Origin of the sequence: Microbacterium sp. 10M-3C3, assembly GCF_003931875.1 — a bacterium.
Taxonomy (GTDB): Bacteria; Actinomycetota; Actinomycetes; order Actinomycetales; family Microbacteriaceae; genus Microbacterium.
The window spans coordinates 225,889-243,380 of sequence record NZ_CP034245.1 but is presented as its reverse complement, the minus strand read 5'-3'; the positions used below and the strand labels follow the sequence as shown (position 1 = coordinate 243,380).

General features: G+C 72.3%; 16 protein-coding genes. 6 read left to right on the top strand and 10 right to left on the bottom strand.

Features of this window, described 5'->3' with window-relative positions:
• Positions 1 to 23 precede the first annotated feature (23 nt).
• Positions 24 to 1,073 carry a M15 family metallopeptidase gene (locus EI169_RS01100; protein WP_240640522.1) on the bottom strand — a complete coding sequence of 350 codons (1,050 nt, stop codon included), beginning with the start codon at positions 1,071 to 1,073 and terminating at the stop codon, positions 24 to 26.
• A gap of 107 nt (positions 1,074 to 1,180) precedes the next feature.
• Between EI169_RS01100 and EI169_RS01095 the strand changes: the two genes are divergently transcribed.
• The gene (locus tag EI169_RS01095) at positions 1,181 to 2,293 is read left to right on the top strand and encodes an Rv2578c family radical SAM protein (protein WP_125130203.1); all 1,113 of its coding nucleotides are present in this window, start codon (positions 1,181 to 1,183) and stop codon (positions 2,291 to 2,293) included.
• A gap of 87 nt (positions 2,294 to 2,380) precedes the next feature.
• On the opposite strand, the gene EI169_RS01090 is transcribed toward EI169_RS01095, so the two are convergent.
• Complete coding sequence (locus tag EI169_RS01090) at positions 2,381 to 4,417, bottom strand: DEAD/DEAH box helicase (RefSeq protein ID WP_125130201.1); 2,037 nt, start codon at positions 4,415 to 4,417, stop codon at positions 2,381 to 2,383.
• 235 nt (positions 4,418 to 4,652) lie between these two features.
• Here EI169_RS01090 and EI169_RS01085 point away from each other — a divergent pair, with 235 nt between their 5' ends.
• Positions 4,653 to 5,567 carry an aldose 1-epimerase family protein gene (locus EI169_RS01085; RefSeq protein ID WP_240640521.1) on the top strand — a complete coding sequence of 305 codons (915 nt, stop codon included), beginning with the start codon at positions 4,653 to 4,655 and terminating at the stop codon, positions 5,565 to 5,567.
• Positions 5,568 to 6,556: 989 nt separating this feature from the next.
• Here EI169_RS01085 and EI169_RS01080 read toward each other — a convergent pair.
• The 5 genes from EI169_RS01080 to EI169_RS01060 form a co-directional block, all read right to left on the bottom strand.
• Positions 6,557 to 9,763, bottom strand: a complete 3,207-nt coding sequence (locus tag EI169_RS01080; RefSeq protein ID WP_125130197.1) for an efflux RND transporter permease subunit — start codon at positions 9,761 to 9,763, stop codon at positions 6,557 to 6,559.
• Between the two features lie 98 nt (positions 9,764 to 9,861).
• Positions 9,862 to 10,233: a CrcB family protein gene (locus EI169_RS01075; protein ID WP_125130195.1), complete on the bottom strand. Its 372-nt coding sequence runs from the start codon at positions 10,231 to 10,233 to the stop codon at positions 9,862 to 9,864.
• Positions 10,230 to 10,604, bottom strand: a complete 375-nt coding sequence (locus EI169_RS01070) for a CrcB family protein (RefSeq protein ID WP_125130193.1) — start codon at positions 10,602 to 10,604, stop codon at positions 10,230 to 10,232. The genes EI169_RS01075 and EI169_RS01070 overlap by 4 nt, the downstream gene beginning before the upstream one ends.
• Positions 10,605 to 10,640: 36 nt before the next feature.
• Entirely contained in the window at positions 10,641 to 11,606 is a 966-nt protein-coding gene (locus tag EI169_RS01065) for a DNA topoisomerase IB (protein WP_125130190.1), read from the bottom strand.
• A 2-nt stretch (positions 11,607 to 11,608) separates the two neighbouring features.
• Complete coding sequence (locus EI169_RS01060; RefSeq protein WP_125130188.1) at positions 11,609 to 11,875, bottom strand: Rho termination factor N-terminal domain-containing protein; 267 nt, start codon at positions 11,873 to 11,875, stop codon at positions 11,609 to 11,611.
• A 225-nt stretch (positions 11,876 to 12,100) separates the two neighbouring features.
• Here EI169_RS01060 and EI169_RS16480 point away from each other — a divergent pair, with 225 nt between their 5' ends.
• Entirely contained in the window at positions 12,101 to 12,265 is a 165-nt protein-coding gene (locus EI169_RS16480) for a hypothetical protein (protein ID WP_164515398.1), read from the top strand.
• 129 nt (positions 12,266 to 12,394) lie between these two features.
• Here the strand turns inward: EI169_RS16480 and EI169_RS01055 are convergent, their stop codons facing one another.
• Positions 12,395 to 13,030 (bottom strand): TipAS antibiotic-recognition domain-containing protein, encoded by a 636-nt coding sequence (locus tag EI169_RS01055; protein ID WP_125130187.1) that lies wholly within the window; start codon positions 13,028 to 13,030, stop codon positions 12,395 to 12,397.
• A gap of 68 nt (positions 13,031 to 13,098) precedes the next feature.
• On the opposite strand from EI169_RS01055, the gene EI169_RS01050 reads away from it, so the two are divergent.
• Both EI169_RS01050 and EI169_RS01045 read left to right on the top strand, forming a co-directional pair.
• Positions 13,099 to 13,950 (top strand): DUF4097 family beta strand repeat-containing protein, encoded by an 852-nt coding sequence (locus EI169_RS01050; RefSeq protein ID WP_125130185.1) that lies wholly within the window; start codon positions 13,099 to 13,101, stop codon positions 13,948 to 13,950.
• Positions 13,950 to 14,555, top strand: coding sequence for a PadR family transcriptional regulator (locus EI169_RS01045; RefSeq protein WP_125130183.1), 606 nt, complete (start codon positions 13,950 to 13,952; stop codon positions 14,553 to 14,555). Before EI169_RS01050 ends, EI169_RS01045 begins: the two co-directional genes overlap by 1 nt.
• A 24-nt stretch (positions 14,556 to 14,579) precedes the next feature.
• Here the strand turns inward: EI169_RS01045 and EI169_RS01040 are convergent, their stop codons facing one another.
• Positions 14,580 to 15,125 carry a universal stress protein gene (locus EI169_RS01040; protein ID WP_125130181.1) on the bottom strand — a complete coding sequence of 182 codons (546 nt, stop codon included), beginning with the start codon at positions 15,123 to 15,125 and terminating at the stop codon, positions 14,580 to 14,582.
• Between the two features lie 157 nt (positions 15,126 to 15,282).
• Between EI169_RS01040 and EI169_RS01035 the strand changes: the two genes are divergently transcribed.
• A complete protein-coding gene (locus tag EI169_RS01035; protein WP_125130179.1) occupies positions 15,283 to 15,465 on the top strand; it encodes a DUF3073 domain-containing protein in 183 nt (60 codons plus the stop codon).
• Between the two features lie 107 nt (positions 15,466 to 15,572).
• Here EI169_RS01035 and phoA read toward each other — a convergent pair whose 3' ends face one another.
• Positions 15,573 to 17,459, bottom strand: coding sequence for an alkaline phosphatase (phoA, locus tag EI169_RS01030; RefSeq protein WP_205783856.1), 1,887 nt, complete (start codon positions 17,457 to 17,459; stop codon positions 15,573 to 15,575).
• Between the last annotated feature and the right edge of the window lie 33 nt (positions 17,460 to 17,492).

Sequence of the window (17,492 nt, the reverse complement as noted above, 5' to 3'; positions counted from 1 at the left end):
GCGCTCTCGCGAGCCGCAGGACGTCAGCCGGCGTACGCGGGCGCGGGTGGGAGGGCGAAGAACTCCTCGAGCGTCGTGAAGCCGCCGTCGTGGTAGGCCGTCGCGAGCTCGGGGCCGATGTAGCGGAGGTGCCACGGCTCGGGGTCGTAGCCGGTGACATCCGTGCGCCCGCTCTCGTAGCGCACGATCCAGCCGAACTCCCACCCGTGCTCGGCGACCCACGCACCCTGCGGCGACGCGGCGAGGTCGTCGATCGTGCGGCACGAGCCGTCGCACGGGAGGACGTCGACCGCGAGACCCGACTGGTGCTCGCTGAACCCCGGGCGCGCGCTCACGAGGTCGGCGCCCTCGCGGCCGCGGTCGGAGACGTGCCCGGAGTACGTGCGCTGCTGCGTCGTGTACGAGCGGTAGGCGCTCTCCATCGCGATCTCGCCCGCGCCGGCGTCGGCGGCGGCCCGCACGAGCGCCGTGAGCGCCGCCGCGGCCTGCGGTCGCAGCGTCGCGTCCTCGAGCGCGCGCACGCCCGCGGGGCGCACGGTGCCGCCCGGGCTGAAGTCGATCGGCGCGTGGGGGCGGAGCTTGTTCACGACCGCCCACTCGCGAGCGGGGTCGTCCAGCCGCAGGCACGGCGCGGTCCCCGCCGCGACGGCGAGCCGGAACGCCTCGGCACCGCCGGCCGCCGCGATGGTCGCGCCGTCGTCGCCCGCCTGCAGCGCCTGCACGAGTGCGGGCTCGTCGCACAGCGCGGTCGTCGCCGCCGCATCCGCCGTGATCTCTGGGGTGGGCAGCCCCTCCGGCGGCAGCGGCACCACCTGGACGGCGACCGACTCCTCCGGCGTCTCGCCGACGCGCGCGGCCGCCGCGGGCGGCTCGGTCGCCGTGAGCGCCGCCGTCACCGCCGTGGTGCCGCCGGCGACGAGCACGACCGCTCCGACGAGAGCGATCCACGCCCGCACGCCCAGGCGCGGCCGACGCGCATGCCGCGCGGGGGGTGCGTCGGATGCGGGCACCCCGCGCGCCGCCTCGCGCAGCGCGCGGCGGGTGAGGGGAGCGTGCGGATCGGGAACCGTCACCCTGCCATTGTCCCCGACGGCCCGGCCGCGGGTCCGCCCGCTGGCGGCGCTTCGACAAACGGCATGCGGTGATTGACACAGATTCGAATCTCTGTTCGACTATCCGTATGCGGTGGCAGGGACAGCAGCTCGGAGTCGACGACGTCGCGGCCCTGCCCGGGATGGAGCGGATGGACGGCCTCGTCCGCTCGGTCACCACCCCCGAGTTCGCGGGCATGACGTTCCACGAGGTGCTGTGCAAGTCGGCGTTGAACCGTGTGCCCGGGGCATCCGCGATGCCCTTCGACTGGACGGTGAACCCGTATCGAGGATGCAGCCACGCGTGCGCTTACTGCTTCGCTCGGAAGACGCACGAGTATCTCGATCTCGACGCGGGACGCGATTTCGACAGCCAGATCGTGGTGAAGGTGAACGTCGCGGAGGTGCTGCGCGGCGAGCTGCGGCGTGGCTCGTGGACGCGCGAGCCGGTCATGCTCGGCACGAACACCGACCCGTACCAGCGCGCCGAGGGCCGCTACAGGCTCATGCCCGACATCGTCGGCGCCCTGACGGAATCGGGCACGCCGTTCTCGATCCTCACGAAGGGGACGCTGCTGCGGCGCGACCTGCCGCTGCTGACGGATGCGGCGCGATCGGTGCGCGTGTCGCTCGCGATGTCGATCGCCGTGTTCGACGACGCCCTGCAGCACGCCCTCGAGCCGGGCACGCCGAGCGCGCAGGCGCGCCTGGACACCGTGCGCGCGGCCGCCGACGCCGGGTTCCGCGTCACGGTGTTCCTCATGCCGGTGCTGCCGCACCTCACCGACTCGGTCGCGGCGATCGACGATGCATTGCGCCGCATCCGCGAGGCCGGGGCGGCGCGCGTCGTGTACGGCGCGCTGCATCTGCGTCCCGGCGCGAAACAGTGGTTCTTCTCGTGGCTCGAGCGCGAACGCCCCGACCTCGTCTCGTCGTACCGGGGCCTGTACCCGGGCGTGGCGGCGACCGCGCCGAAGGCCTACCGCTCGTGGCTCAGCAAGCGGGTGCGGCCGCTGTTGCGGATGCACCGGCTCGACGGCTACGACGAAGCCGACCACCCCCGCGGTGCGCCCGCGCCCGGCCTCGCCGATCGGCGCGACGCCGCCGCATCCGCCCCCGAACCCGGTGCGCTGCGCGGGCTCGGACCGGTGCGCCAGACCCGGCCGCGCGTAGCGCCGGGCTCGGAGCCGACGCTGTTCTGATCGTCCGCGAAAGCACAACCGCGGCGCGAGAGCCCGGCGAAGGCCGGTGTTCTCGCGCCGCGGAAGGGTTCTCGCGGTGGGCGGGCGTCAGGAGGCGACGTCGGCGGCCTGGCGGCCGGCGAGCTCCTCGAGCACGTCGTCGCCGACGCGGGCCTCGTCGAAAGGCGCATCGATCTCGGCGCGCTCGAGCATCTCCGTCATACGACGACGACGCTGCCGCGTGATGAGCGTCACGACCGTGCCCGAGCGACCGGCACGGCCGGTGCGACCCGACCGGTGCAGGTACGTCTTGTACTCGTCCGGCGCATCCGCCTGGATCACGAGGTCGATGTCGTCGACGTGGATGCCGCGGGCCGCGACGTCGGTCGCGACGAGGACGTGCACGCGCCCCGACGTGAGCCGCTCGAGGTTGCGCGTGCGCTTGCCCTGGTTGAGGTCGCCGTGGAGGGCGACGGCGGCGATGCCCGCCTCGTCGAACTGCTCGGCGAGCATCTCGGCGTACGCGCGGGTGCGGGCGAAGACGAGCGTCTTACCGTCGCGGTCGACGAGCGACGTGAGGATCTCGGCCTTGTCGCGGTGGTCGATGACGAGCACGCGGTGGTCGATCGTGCCGGAGTCCTGGTCTTCGCCGGCGACCTCGTAGACGGCCGGGTCGACGAGGAACTCGTCCACGAGCGCGGCGACCTCGCGGTCGAGCGTCGCGGAGAAGAGCAGCTTCTGCGCGCCGTCGGCGACGAGGCGGAGGATCCGCTGCATCGGCTCGAGGAAGCCGAGCTCGCTCATGTGGTCGGCCTCGTCGAGCACGACGATGCTCACCTCGGACAGGTCGAGCTTGCCCTGGTTCTGCAGGTCTTCGATGCGCCCGGGCGTGCCGATGACGATGTCGACGCCCTTCTTCAGCGCGCCCACCTGGCGCGCCTGCGGCACACCGCCGTACACCTGCGTGGTGAACAGGCCCACGCTGCGCGCGATGGGCTGGATCGTGCGGTCGATCTGCAGCGCGAGCTCGCGCGTGGGGGCGAGCACGAGCGCACGCGGGCTGCGACCGAACTCGCGCTTCTTGCCCGCCTGGCTGCGGAGGATCGCCTCGACCAGGGGCGCGCCGAACGCGATGGTCTTGCCGGAGCCGGTGCGGCCGCGGGCGAGGACGTCGCGACCCTCGAGGATCGGGGCGATCGTCGCGGCCTGGATCGGGAACGGCGACGCCGCGCCGAGGTCGGCGAGGGCGCGCACGATGTTGTCGCCCAGCCCGAGGCTGGCGAACGTGGCATCGGAGACCTCCTCGGCCTGCACCGCCTCGGCCTGCAGCTTCTCGTGCACGACGTCGACGTGCTGCTCGAAGGCCTTCGCCTTCTCGTCCGCGCGCCAATCGGAGCGGTTCGGGCGCTCGCCGCGCGCCGGACGGTCGTCGAAGGAGCGGCGCGGACGGTCATCGAACGAGCGGCGCGGACGGTCGTCGCGGAACGCCGGGCGCTCGGCACGGGCGGGCCGGTCGTCGAACGAGCGACGGGGCCGGTCGTCGAACGAGCGAGCCGGACGGTCGTCGCGGAACGACGGGCGGTCGCCGCGGGCCGGGCGGTCGTCGAACGAGCGGGCCGGGCGGTCTTCTGTGAACCGGCGACCCCGGTCCCCGAAAGACTGCCCGGAATCACGACGCGCCGGACGATCCTCCCGGAACCCCCGCACGTCGCCCCGGCGAGCAGCGCTTTCGCCATACGAACGGGCCGGACGGTCGTCGAACGACCGACGGGGACGGTCGTCGAACGAACGGGCCGGACGGTCGTCGAACGACCGACGAGCCGGACGGTCGCCGTTTGAATGGGCCGGACGGTCGTCGAACGAACGACGGGCGGGGCGGTCGTCGCCGGCGCGGGTGCGGATGCTGCGCGCCTCGTCGCGTCCGGCGCGCTCCTGCGCGGTCCAGCGGCGCTTCGGGGCGGGCTCGGTAGCCTCCTCGGGACGGTACCCGCGGTGCTTCGGGCTGCGGCTGCCCGGGCCGGCGGGGCGCGCGGCGCCCGGAGCGTCGGTGCGGCGCTTGCGGTCCTGGAACGACGCCTTCTGGCCGTATCGCGGCTCGAAGTTCTTGGCGGGGCGCCCGCCGGCGGGCTTCTTGTTCTTGGGCATGGTGATCTTCCTGGGTTGTTCTCGCGCAACAGCGGCACCGCCTGCGGTACAGGCGGAACGAACCCGGAACGTCGTCGGCCGGGGGCCATTGAATGTGATGGTCGAAGACCGCGATCGCGGTCGTCCCATCGGCCCCTTGGACTCACAAACCCATCCGCGCACCCGCGCGGTGTCCAGAGCCGACCTCATGACGCTACCGCACGAGCCTGAGAGCCCGCCCCGCTAGCCTGAAATGGTGAGCTTCTCCCCCGCCGACCCCACCGGCCATCGCTTCCGCCTCGAGCGCGACGGCGTGTCCGCCGAGATCGCGCAGGTGGGCGCGGCGCTGCGCGCCCTCACCGTGGACGGCGTCGAACTCGTCCCGCGCTATCCCGACGACGCCCCGGCGCCCGCCGCGTCGGGCACCGTGCTCGTGCCATGGCCGAATCGCATCCGCGACGGGCGGTGGACCCAGCGCGGCGTGGAGCGGCAGCTCGCGATCACCGAGCCGGCCCTCGGCAACGCCAGCCACGGCCTGCTGCGGTTCGCGCCGTACGTCGCCGAGACGGTGCTTCCGGATGCGGTGACCTTGCGCGCCGACGTGTTCCCGCAGACGGGCTACCCCTTCTCCTTGGAGAACCGCGTCTCGTACGTGCTGACCGAGAACGGCGTGACGGTCAGCCACGACGTGCGAAACGTCGGCGCGGACGACGCGCCGGTCGCGGTCGGTGCGCACCCCTTCGTGATGATCGGCACCGCCGACGTCGCCGACCTCGTGCTGACCGCCAGCGGCGATCGCCGCCTCATCCTGGACGAGCGGAAGCTTCCCGTCGGCGAGGAGCCCGTCGACGACGCCACCGACCTGCGCGGCGGCCGGATCGTCGGCGACCTCGACCTCGACACCGCGTACGTCGGACTGGATCGGGACGACAGCGGCGTCGCACACACCACTCTCCGGGCGCCCGACGGCGCCGAGCTCGTGCTGTGGCAGGACGCCGCGTTCGGGTGGCTGCAGGTCTTCACCACCGACCGGTACACGGGCTATCCGCTGGCGCTGGCCCTCGAACCGCTGACGGCTCCCGCCGAGGCGTTCAACTCCGGTCGCGACCTGCGCTGGCTCGCCCCCGGCGAGGGCTTCACGGGCTCGTGGGGCTTCCGCTTCTCTCGCTGATCGCGGCGCGCCGACACCGCGCCCAGCCGGGTTTCGGCACACCGGACGACGTAAACTTTGGAAGTCAAGCCCTGATGGCCGTGCGCATTCATGCGGAACGGGCGATACCATGTCCGTGACGGCATGCCGTCACGCGCTGGGGAGCCGATTTAGCCCATCCGGCGTTCGCGACCGGGGAGTGCACGGGGTCAGGGGAGCTCGACGGTAGGGAACGCCCCGTTCGCCATGGGTGGAGTCAACCCGAATGAGCGCCGTCCTCACCGTCACTCGTCCGTCGTTCCTCTCTGCTTCGCGCGCCCTCTTCCCGGGTCGTCTCGTGTCGCGTGTGAGCACGATGCACGTCGCCCTCGCCGTGCTGATCGTGCTGAGCGGAGGCGTGCTGCTGTCCATCGCGACGACGACCGACCCGCTGTGGTGGCAGCTGCACTTCAGCCGCCTCGGCACGTTCAACGACCTGTCCGGCGCGCTGTTCAACAACACCCTCAAGATCTCCGGCGCGCTCGTCGTCGTGTACGGGCTCCTCGTCCGCCGCGACCTCGTGCGCGTCGGACGTCGAGGCGCACGGCGCGGGGCGGCGACGTCCGCGCAGCTGTTCCTCACGGTGATCGGCGTCAACCTCGCGCTCGTCGGCTGGGTGCCGCTCAACGTGGACAAGGGCCTGCACGACAAGGTGGCCGCCGGCATGGTGCTCGGCTTCGCCGCCCTGCTCTTGACCTCTCCGGTGCTCCTGCACCGGATGCCGCGTCGCCTGCACGTCTCGTCGGCCGTCATCTTCGTCGGCCTGTTCGCCGGCGCATGGCTCTTCGTCAGCGCCACGATCAACCTGGCACTGTTCGAGGTGATCGCGTTCGGCGCGATGTTCGCGTGGTCGGGCGTCTTCACGCGATGCCTCGCGCTGCGCGGCGGCTCCACGCCTCCCGCCGCACCCGTCGTCACTGCCGGAGGCGAGGCTGAGCCCCAGCCCCAGGACGGCGTGCCCGCGTCGACGGTCAGCGCCTCCCGTTGCGCCGGAGCGCGCGTCGCGACGGTGCCGACGCCGGCGCCGGCGTCGGCGACGCATCCGGCCCCGACTCCCCGCCGCCGGCCGGCACGGGCTCCGGCGCCGAGCCCTGCCGCTCGCCCCGCCGCGCGGCGCGACGCTCGCGCGCCCCTTCCACGAGGTTGTACAGCGTCGGCAGCACGAGCAGCGTCAGGACGGTGGACGACACCAGTCCGCCGATGACGACGATCGCCAGCGGCTGGGAGATGAACCCGCCGTGACCGGTGATGCCCAGCGCCATCGGGGTCAGCGCGAAGATCGTGGCGAGCGCCGTCATGAGGATGGGACGCAGACGCCGCGCGCCGCCGGCGACGGTGGCGTCGTGGACCGATAGCCCCTTCTCGCGGTACTGGTTCACGAGGTCGACCAGGACGATCGCGTTCGTGACGACGATGCCGATCAGCATGAGCACGCCGATGAGCGACGCGACCCCGAGCGGCACCCCCGTGACGATCTGCAGCAGGATCGCGCCGGTCGCGGCGAACGGCACCGACACCAGCAGCTCGAGCGGCTGACGCAGCGACTTGAAGGTCGCGACCATCACGACGTACACGATGAGGATCGCCGCGAGCAGAGCGAGACCGAGCTGGGAGAACGCGTCGGTCTGCTGCGAGAGCACACCGCCGACCGAGGCGTCGGCTCCGCGCGGGAGGTCGGCGTCGGCGAGCGCTTCGCGCACCGTCGCCGATGCGGCGTTCAGGTCGTCGGTCGAGGGCGTCACGGTCACCGTCGCGGTGCGCTGGCCGCGTTCTGTGGTGATCGAGGTGGGCCCCTGCGCCTGCTCGACGGTGGCGACCTGGTCGAGCCGCACCGGGCCGGTGGCCGAGGGGATCTCGAGCGCCTTCAGCTCGTCTATCGTCGCGGGCACCGCGGATGCGGCGAGGTAGACCGTGAGCGCGCGTCCGTCGATCTCGACCGACCCCGCCTGGCGGGGCTGCATCGTGTTCGAGACGATGCCGCCGACGGCGACCTCCGAGAGGCCGAGCCGCGCTGCCGCCTCCCGGTCGACCCGCACCGCGATGTAGGGCAGCGACGCGGACAGGTTGCTCGTCACCTGGGCGAGCCCGGCGCGATCCTGCAGGGAGGCCACGACCGCGTCGGTGGCGGTCTGCAGGCTCTGGCCGTCGGGAGCGGTGATGTCGACGTCGATGTCGGACGAGCCGAAGCCGCCGCCCGAGGAGGCGACGGTGATCGTCCCGGCATCGTCGAGGTCGGCGACGGCCTGCTGCACGCGCTCGCGCAGCGGAACCTGATCGGCGTCGGGGTCGGTCGTTATCGAGTAGGTGATGCCGGCGCCGCCGCCCGAGAACGCGTCGCGCAGGGCCGACCCGCTCGATCCGATGGACACCTGCACCGTCTCGATGCCGTCGATGCCGCGGACGACCTCCTCCACGCGCTGCGCGGCGGCGTCTTCGGCGTCCAGGCTCGCCGCCGGGCCGATGTCCTGCGTCATTGTGAACGTGTTCTGGCCCGAGTCGCCGAGGAAGTTCGTCTTCATGAGCGGCGCGAGGGCGAGGGTGCCGGCGAGGACGAGCACGGCCGCCAAGAGCGTCACGGTCGAGTGCCGCAGCGTCCACGACAGCACCGGCAGGTAGCCCCGCTGCAGCCGGCTGGGCGGCGCCTCGGGGGATTCCGGATCGACGGCGCGGCCCGCCGCATCCGTCACCGGCCTGCCCGGCCGCAGGAACCAGTAGGCGAGCACGGGCACGATCGTGAGCGCGACGAGGAGGGACGCGGCCATCGCGATCGTGACGGTGAGCGCGAAGGGGCGGAAGAGCTCACCGGTGACATCGCCGACGAAGGCGATCGGCAGGAACACGGCGACGGTCGTGATCGTGGACGCGGTGATCGCGGCAGCCACCTCGCGGACGGCCAGCCGGATGCTGGCGAGCTTGTCGGCGTCGCCGACGTAGTGCCGCTTGATGTTCTCGATGACGACGATCGAGTCGTCCACGACGCGGCCGATCGCGATCGTGAGCGCCCCGAGCGTCAGGATGTTCAGCGAGTAGCCGAAGGCCTGGATGCCGACGAACGTGATGAGCACGCTCGTCGGGATGGAGATCGCCGTCACGAGCGTCGAGCGCACCGACAGGAGGAAGACGAGGATCACCACGACCGCGAAGGCGAGGCCGAGCAGGCCCTCCTGCGCGAGCGCCTCGATCGACTGCTGGATGTACGGCGCCTGGTCGAAGACGACCGTGAAGGTGGCGCCGTCCAGCTGATCCTCGAGGCCGGGGAGCGCGGCCAGCACGCCGCGCGAGACGTCGACCGTGTTGGCGGCGGGCAGCTTCGTCACCGCGATCGTGAGGGCGGATTCGCCGTCGACGCGCGAGATCGTCGTGACCGGATCGGGCGTCTCGGCCACGGTCGCCACGTCGCCGATCGTCGTGGGGCCGGCGGCGGCCTGCTGGACGCTGGTGGGGACGAGCGGCAGGGCGGCGAGGTCGTCGACGGACGTGAGCTTCGCGCCGGTCTGCACCGTGAGGCTCTGCGCGCCCTCGGTGATCCGGCCGCCGGGGAAGAGCACGCCGTTCTGGTCGAGCGCATCCGTGATGGCCTGCTGCGTGAAGCCGCGCTCGGCCAACCGCGCAGGGTCGGGCGTCACGGTGACGCGCTGGCCGAGGCCCCCGACGATCTGCGCCGCGTTGACGCCCGCGACGTCCTCGAGATCCGGGATGACCGTGGCCTCGAGCTGCGCCTGGGCGGCGCCGGCGTCGGAGAACCCGGTGACGGCGACCTGAATGACGGGGAAGTCGTCGATGCTCGCCGAGAGGACGTTCGGCTCGACCGATTCGGGCAGCTGCGACGAGATGCGGTTGATCGCCTGCGTGATCTTCTGCTCGGCGGTGGCCAGATCGGTGCCGTACGTGAACGACGCGGAGATGATCGAGGCGTTCGTGGTGCTCGTCGCCGTGGTCGACTCGAGACCCGGGACCCCCTGGATCGCGGTCTCGATCGGCGTGGACACGTCGTTCTCGACCACCTCGGGAGACGCGCCGGGGTACTGCGTGACGACGGCGAGCTGCGGGAACTCGATCGAGGGGATGAGCTCCTGCTTCAGGCTCACGAGCGCGAGTCCGCCGAACACGGCCGCGACGATCGTGACGAGCGCGATGAGCGCCCGGTTCTTCAGGCTCAGCACGGCCAGATTCGACACGGGTGTCCTTCGTGAGGAGGTCGGACGATCGATACAGAGATGTATCGGTGCCAGTATTCCATGCGGCCGCGCGACCCGCGGCGGTGACGGGAGGGTGCTCAGCCGAGCAGCGCGGCGCCGATCGCGAGCCCCGCGAGCGCTGCGACGACGGTGCCGGCGAAGGTGCCGACGCCGTAGGCGACGGATGCCCGCGTCCGCCGCTCGCGCGCGAGCAGAGCCGTGCTGACGGCGACCGACGAGAAGGTGGTGTAGCCGCCGAGGAGGCCCGTGCCCCAGAGCCACAGCCCCGTGGCATCCGCGAGGCCCGCGGAGAGGAGTCCGAGGGCGAAGGCGCCCGTGAGGTTCACGGCGAGGATGCCCCACGGCACGCGCGACCCCCACCACCGCGTGAGCATGAGGTCGAGGAGGTACCGCAGCGCCGCGCCCGCCCCGCCGGCGGCTGCGACGCCGAGGAACAGCAGCGGCGTCACGCGCCGGCCCGCCGCGGTGCGGTGACGGCGAGGCCGATCGCACCGGCCGCTGTGCCGAGGGCGGCCCCCGCGATCCCGACCGCGAGGAGGACCGGGCTGTGCGCCGCCTCGACCGCGAGGGCGCTGTACGTCGTGAACCCGCCCAAGACACCCGTGCCCACGAAGTGGCGGATCACGCGGCCGCGCGGCGCGTGCATCCGACGGGCGAGCAGGCCCGTCACGACGCCCAGCGCGAAGGCGCCGACGATGTTGACGACCGGGACGAACCACCCCCCGAGCGCGTCCCCGACCGCGAGCTGCAGCCCCGCGCGCGCCGCGGTGCCGAGGGCGCCGCCCAGGATCACCAGTCCGAGATGCGCCCACGAGAACACCCGCTCACCCTATCCGCGAGCGCTGCCGGCGCTACGTCACTCGCCGAGGATGAGGCGCCGGATGGCGTTGTCGTGCGAGCCCTCCAGGTCCATCAGCTTCCCGCGCCGGTACAGGGCGAACACGCGCGGGTCGATGTAGCTCGACCGTGCGACGGCGGGCGTGTTCCCGAGCTTCTCGGCCGTCGCGCGCACCGCGAGCAGCTCCGCGCGCTTGAGGTCGGTCTTGGTGTCGACCGTGCCGATGCGCGCAAGCGCCTCCGCCGCGAGGATGGTGCCGCGCAGCGTCCGGAAGTCCTTCGCCGTGAAGGAGCCGCCCGTGATGCTGCGCACGTACGCGTTGACGTCGCCGGGCGTGAGGGGCACGCGCCGCCGCCCGCGGACGTACGCGAGCAGGGGTGCGCGCGGGCGGCCGGTGCGCAGCTGCTCGAGCGTCGCGGCCAGGAGGTCGTCGTCGAGCTGGAGGAACGCGCGCTTGCCGCTCTTGGCGGGGAAGGAGAGCGTCACATGCGAGCCGTCGATCTCCGCATCGCGCCGCTGCAGGGTCGTGAGGCCGCGGCTGCCGTTGGTCGCGAAGTACCGGGCGGTGCCGACGCGCGGGGCCACCTGGTCGAGCAGGCGGAACGCGACGGCCAGCACGCGCTCGCGGTCGAGCGCCTCGCGGCGGAGGGCCTGCGTCACGCGGCCGCGCGCACGCGGCAGGGCCTCGGCGAGCGCGAGGGCGCGCGCGAACTTGCCCTTGTCGCGGCGCTTGGACCAGTCGGCGTGGTACAGGTACTGGCGCCGGCCCGCCTCGTCCGTGCCGACGGCCTGGATGTGGCCCCGCGGCTCGCGCGAGATCCACACCTCCCGCCACGCGGGCGGGATGACGAGCGCGTGGGCGCGCTCGGCATCGCCCTCGGCGACCGCCTTCCCGGTGTGATCGACGTAGCGGAACGCCTGCCCCGCGCGGACGCGGCGGAAGCCCGGATCCTCGTACGGGCGGACCCGGATCAGACGCGCCACCGTCAGTGGCTGCGGAGCATCGAGATGAGCTCCGCCTTCTTCTTGCCCGAGTAGCCGCGCAGTCCGAGCTCCTTCGCGCGGCGACGCAGCTCCGGCACCGTGCGGTCTTCGTAGTCCTCGGCGTGACCGCCGCGCCGCCCGAGCGTCGACCGACCCTGCGCCGCGGCGGCGTTGGAGATGCGCGCGGCCTTCTCCTTGCTGGCACCGTCCTTGCGCAGCTCTTCGTACAGCTCGCGGTCCTTCAGGTTCGCACCCCGTCCACCGGGCATGGCGGCTCCCTTCGTCGGTGCACCCGACGCTACGAGCATCGCGGGCCGCCCGAAGGAGGGCTTGACACGCGACCGCGGCCGACGCACGACACCCCGCCGCTACCACCGCGGCCGCCACGTCGTCAAGGGCGCGACCCGCCTCCGTCCTGGAATCCATGCTGAGGGGTGCCGTCCGCGGCGCCCGGGGGTCCACACCGACGGCCTCCGGCGAAAGGAGCACTCGCCATGAACATCGCCCTCATCATCATCATCGTCGTCGCCATCGTGCTGGCGATCGTCGGCGGCTTGAACGCCGCCCTGAACTGGCTGCTGTGGGTGGCCCTCATCGTGGCCGTCATCGCCCTCATCGCGTTCCTGTTCAGAGTGATCAGCGGACGCCGCAGCGTCTGAGCCTCCCCAGGGTGGCGCCCGGTGTTTCGGGTACGCCGTCGCCACCGCCCCTCGCGATCTGATCGCGACATACGGATGCCACGTCCCCTCCCCCAACGGGACGTGGCATCCGTTCTGTCTGCCGGCGTCTCACTCCCGGGCATCGGCCCACGCGTGCAGCGCGTCGCGGATGAACCGCGCGCCGGCGTCGCCGCCGTCGGCCGTGGCGTAGTGCCGGCCGAAGCGCGGATCGGCGACGTACATGTCGCCGAGACCGCGAAGGTACCCGGCGACCCCGCCGGATACGTTCGCGGGAGTACCCGGAATCGACCGGAGCCACGCGACGTGACGCTCTGCGAGCGCCGCCGCCTCCACGCCGGCCGGGTCGGCGCCGGATTCCGCCGCCGTCGCCCCGGCCTGTGCGAGCGTCGTGGATTCCCGCTGGAACGCATCGCGCTCCGCCGCGCTCAGGCCGCGCCACCACGCGTCACCGCGTGCGTACGCGTCCGCCCCCCAGCGCTCGGTCACCTCGTCCTTGTAGGCCGTGTGATCGAAGCCGTCGAACATCTCCTCTGCCATGGGTGTCTCACCTCCCTTCCTCTTGCGGATCGTGGTCTCCACCGCCGTGATGCGGCGGTCCAGGCGCGCGCGCTCGTCGCGCAGGACGTCCAGGTGCGCGGTCAGCGCCGCCTGCTCGTCCTGGTCGCGACGCAGAACGCGCGCGATGTCGGGGAGCCCGAGCCCGAGCGCCCGCAGCAGGAGGATGCGCTGCAGCCGTGTGACCATGGCGGAACGCGATATATCGTGTTACCGTCGTGTCAACGCGATATATCGCGAACCTGAGGAGGATTCCCATGACGACGGAGAAGTGGTTGGTGCACCCGGGAGAGACGCGGGTCATCGACATCGACATGGTCCGCAAGCTCAAGGTCGGCCTCGTCGGCGGTCAGCTCGACGTCGTCGCCCACGACGAGCCCGGCGTGCGCATCGAGGTTCACGCGGTCAGCGTGAAGGATCTGCGCATCGAGGTCGACGAGGACAGCCTCGAGATCGACCACCCGCAGCTGCGCTGGGACAACTTCCTCGAGGTGTTCCGCAATTTCGGCGCGGGCGGACCGAAGGCCGAGATCAGCATCGCCGTACCGCGCGACATCGCGCTCACCCTCGGCGTCGTGAGCGCGAGCGCCCTCGTCACCGGCCTCCAGCACGACACGCGCCTGAACACGGTGTCGGGCGACATCATCGTCGACGGACTCGTCGGCGATCTCAACGTCAACGCCGTGTCGGGCGACGTGCAGGTGCGCCGCATCGACGGCGCGCTGAGCGCGAATTCCGTCTCGGGCGACGTCGCCGCCACCGGGCGCATCCGGAAGGCCTCGATCGACACCGTCTCGGGTGCGATGCTCGTGGATGCCCACGGGCCGGTGCAGGGCGTGAACCTCAACTCGGTCTCCGGCAACGGCACCGTGCGGCTCGACGACGCGTACCCCGCCAACTTCGTCGTGCGCTCGGTGAGCGGGCGCGTGCTCATCGACGGCGTCAAGCGATCGGGCTCGGGCCCGACGAACTACGCCGATGCGGTGGGCGAGCTCAGCGGCTCCTTCGTCGACATCCGCGCCAACACGGTGTCGGGCGACGTCACGGTGCTCCGGCGCGGCGCCTCGGGCGTGCGCCAGGGCGATCTCGAGGCCGAGGAGGAGTGGTGATGAGCCCCGTCTTCTCCCACGGCGACCTGCGCCTGTACCTCCTGAGCCTGCTCGACGAGTCGCCGCGCCACGGCTACGACCTCATGCAGGCCCTCTCCGACCGCACCGGCGGCACCTACACCCCCTCAGCCGGCACGGTGTATCCACGGCTGGCGAAGCTCGAGGAGGAGGGCCTGGTGACCAAGACGGTCGACGGCCGCAAGACCGTCTACGAGATCACCGATGCCGGGCGCGCGGAAGTGGCGGCGCGAACGGGCGAGCTCGAGGGCATCGAGCAGGGGCTCGCCGACAGCATCCGTCTCATCGCCGACGAGGTCCGCGGCAGCGTCCGCGACGCGATGCGGAGCCTCCGGGCCGATCTCGCCGCGGCGGCCAAGAGCGACCGCGCCTCGGCGCCGAGCGCCGCCGCAGACGACGCCCGCGTCGCCGCGCGCGCTCAGCTGCAGCGAGCCGACGCGATCGTGAACGACTTCCGCGCCCGCGTGCGCAGCGACCTGCGCACCCACGTCGCCCGCGGGGGCGCGCTGGCCGCCGACATCGTCGACACCCTCGAGCGGACGCTCGACGAGGCGTCGCGCGAGCTCACGCGGCGGCTGCGGGGCTGAGCACCACGTCGAGGAGGTCGCCGGTCAGGTCCAGGCGATCTCCTCGTCGTCGGGCACCGGGTCGCCCAGCGGCACGACGAGGACCGGCCTGTGCTGGCGGTGCGACAGCCGCGCCGCCACCGACCCGGTGAAGAACTCGCGAATGGACTCGCCGAGGCCGCGCTTGCGCGTGCCGACGACGAGGAGCTTCGCGTCGACCTTGTCGGCGAGATGCTTCAGGGCGAGGGCCGGGTCGCCGACGAGCTGGTGCACGCTCCACGGAACCGGGCACGAGACGAGCGCCTCCTCCGCCTGGCGACGCACCGTCTCCAGCTGCGGCGCGCCGTCGCTCACGTCGAGGTCGACCGGCGCCGTGTGCACGTAGCCGTCGGGGTCTTCGAAGGTCACGAAGCGGGTCACGTCCACGTGGATGATCGCGAGCGGGGCGCCCAGGAGCTTCGCGTAGCGGGCGGCCTCGAGCATGACGCGGGAGGACTGGCCGGGGACGACACCGGCCAGCACCGCGCCCTGCGGCACGTCGGCGGCTTGCGCGGTGCGCTCCTCGGGACCTTCGATCGGCTCCGTCGCCATCCTGCGCCTCCTCCGTCCGCCGCGCGCATCCGGCCCGCGCGGGCAGGGCGCGGGATCCACCGTGATATCCTGAATGCTACTCTTACCGGTTCGATCCGGATCCGTGAATGCGTCGGGCGCGAGCACTGCCCGCGATGTCGATCAGAGGGGGTCTCGCATGGGGCGTGGCCGTCAAAAGGCGAAGAACACCAAGATCGCCCGTGAACTGAAGTACGACACGTACTCCGTCAACTACGCGGCCCTCGAGCGCGAACTCGGCCACCCCGAGAACGGTGGCGACGAGTACGTCGACAAGTGGGCGGACGAGTACGAGGAGACGTACGAGGACGAGAAGGCCTGAGCCTTCCGGGCGATGTGGTCGCCCGCCCGCGGCGATCCGCCCGGAGACTGCGACGACGGCCGGCGACAGTCCGCGGACTGCCGCCGGCCGTTTCGTTGCGCGCGATGTCAGGCGGCGCGGCGCCGTCGGCGGATGACCACGATCGTGCCGACCGCGACGAAGGCGGCCCCGAAGCCGATCGCGAGCCACGGCACGGTTCCGCCGGTGACGGCGAGCGGGCCCGCGCCGATGCCCGATCCGACGGCCGCGGGCTGCCCGGATGCGCCGGGGTCGGGCACCTGCCCGCCGCCGGGTGCGGGCGTGGTCGACACCGTGATGGCCGCGGCCGTGGACGTCCCCGTCTGCACGCCGGCGATCGTCACGGTGTGCGGGCCGACCTCCTGCGGCGCCGTCGCCGTGAACGTGGCGGTGCCGCGCAGGACGTCGCGCTGCCCGAGGTCGACGGGGTCGGAGGCCAGCGTGCCGGTCGCCTGCCAGTCGGCGTCGAGCCCCGTGACGGTCACCGTGATCGGCTCGCCGGGCGCGTACTCGCGCTTGTCGGTCGTGACCTTCGCGTCGGCGCTGAGGGAGGCGAGGTCGCGCTTCAGTCGCAGCGCGTCGACGGCCGTGAAGAACAGGTCTGTCTGGTCGCTCAGGCCGACGACGTTCGCGGCTCCCGGGCCGTACGCGGCGATCCGCACCTGCGCACCGGTGTGCTGCTGCGACTCCCCCGCGTTCGCGGTGCCGTAGCCGACGATCATGTCCTGGCCCTCGACGGTCGTGAGCTTGATGCTGAGCCCGGGAGGCGTCGAGCCGAGGATCTGGCTCGTGTGCGCGTGATCGGCGGTCACGACGACGAGCGTGTCGTCGCGCTGCTGCGCGTACGCCAGGGCGACCTGCACCGCTTCGTCGAGGTCGACGGTCTCGCCGATCTGCCCGCACGCATTGGCGGCGTGGTCCTGCTTGTCGATGCTCGCGCCCTCGACCTGGAGGAAGAACCCGTCCTTGTTGTCGAGCAGGTCGATCGCCTTCTGCGTGAGGTCGGCGAGCTCTAGCCCCGTGCCGAGGCGTTCGGGGTTCTCCTGGCAGGTCACGGCGGGACCGTTGCCGCCGCCCACGGTCGCGTTCGGCCCGGTCCAGCGGGTCGGGAAGTTCCCGTCGGTGAACAGCCCCAGCAGCGGGCGGTCGGCGTCCGCCTCGGTCACCGCGGCGAGGCCGGCGGCGTCGCGGACGACCTGGTAGCCGCGGTCCTTCGCCTGCGCCTCGAGCGTCTCCCCCTGCCACGGCCCGGCCTTGGCCGTCTGCGTGAAGCTCTTCCAGCCGCCGCCGAGCGTGACGTCGGGGCGGACGTTCAGGAGCTGCTCGCTGATCGAGCCGAGACCGCCGTTCTCGAGCGCCTCGTCCGGTTGGCACGCCGACATCGTGTCGGGGCCGTAGCAGCTGCGCGCCGAGACGTGCGCGATCTCGGCTCCGGGCGTCGCATCCTGGATCTCGGCGGTGGAGACGTTGCCGGTCTTCATGCCGTTGGCCTTCGCGAGCTCGAGGAGCGTGGGCTGCGGTACGCCCTGCAGCCCCGAGTAGTCGACGCTGAGGCGCCCGTTCTGCGTCTTGGTGCCCGTCGACCACGCCGACGCCGTCGATGCCGACTCGGACGCGTAGTTCGGCTTGCCGTTCTTGTCGACGGCCCAGTGCACGTACTGCCCGGTGAGGGGCAGCGCGTCGATGCCGGCGAACGTGCCGGCGGCGCCCTCGGCGTAGTTGCGGGCGACCGTGATCTCGGAGTCGCCCATGCCGTCGCCGATGAGCAGGATGACGTTCTTGGCCGGTCCGCCGACGAGCGAACTGCGGATCGCGGCGGTGCGGTCGCCGTCGTGCCGGGCGGCCCCGCCGTTCTCGGTCAGGGGGATGTCGGCGGCCGAGGCGGGCAGCGCCGTGAGCGCGCCGCCGGCGAGCAGCGCACCCAGGGCCAGCACCGAGAGCGCCGCGCGGGCGCGATGGTGTGTCACAGGAGTCATGGAGGGGTTCCTTCTGTTCGACGCGGCGTCGGT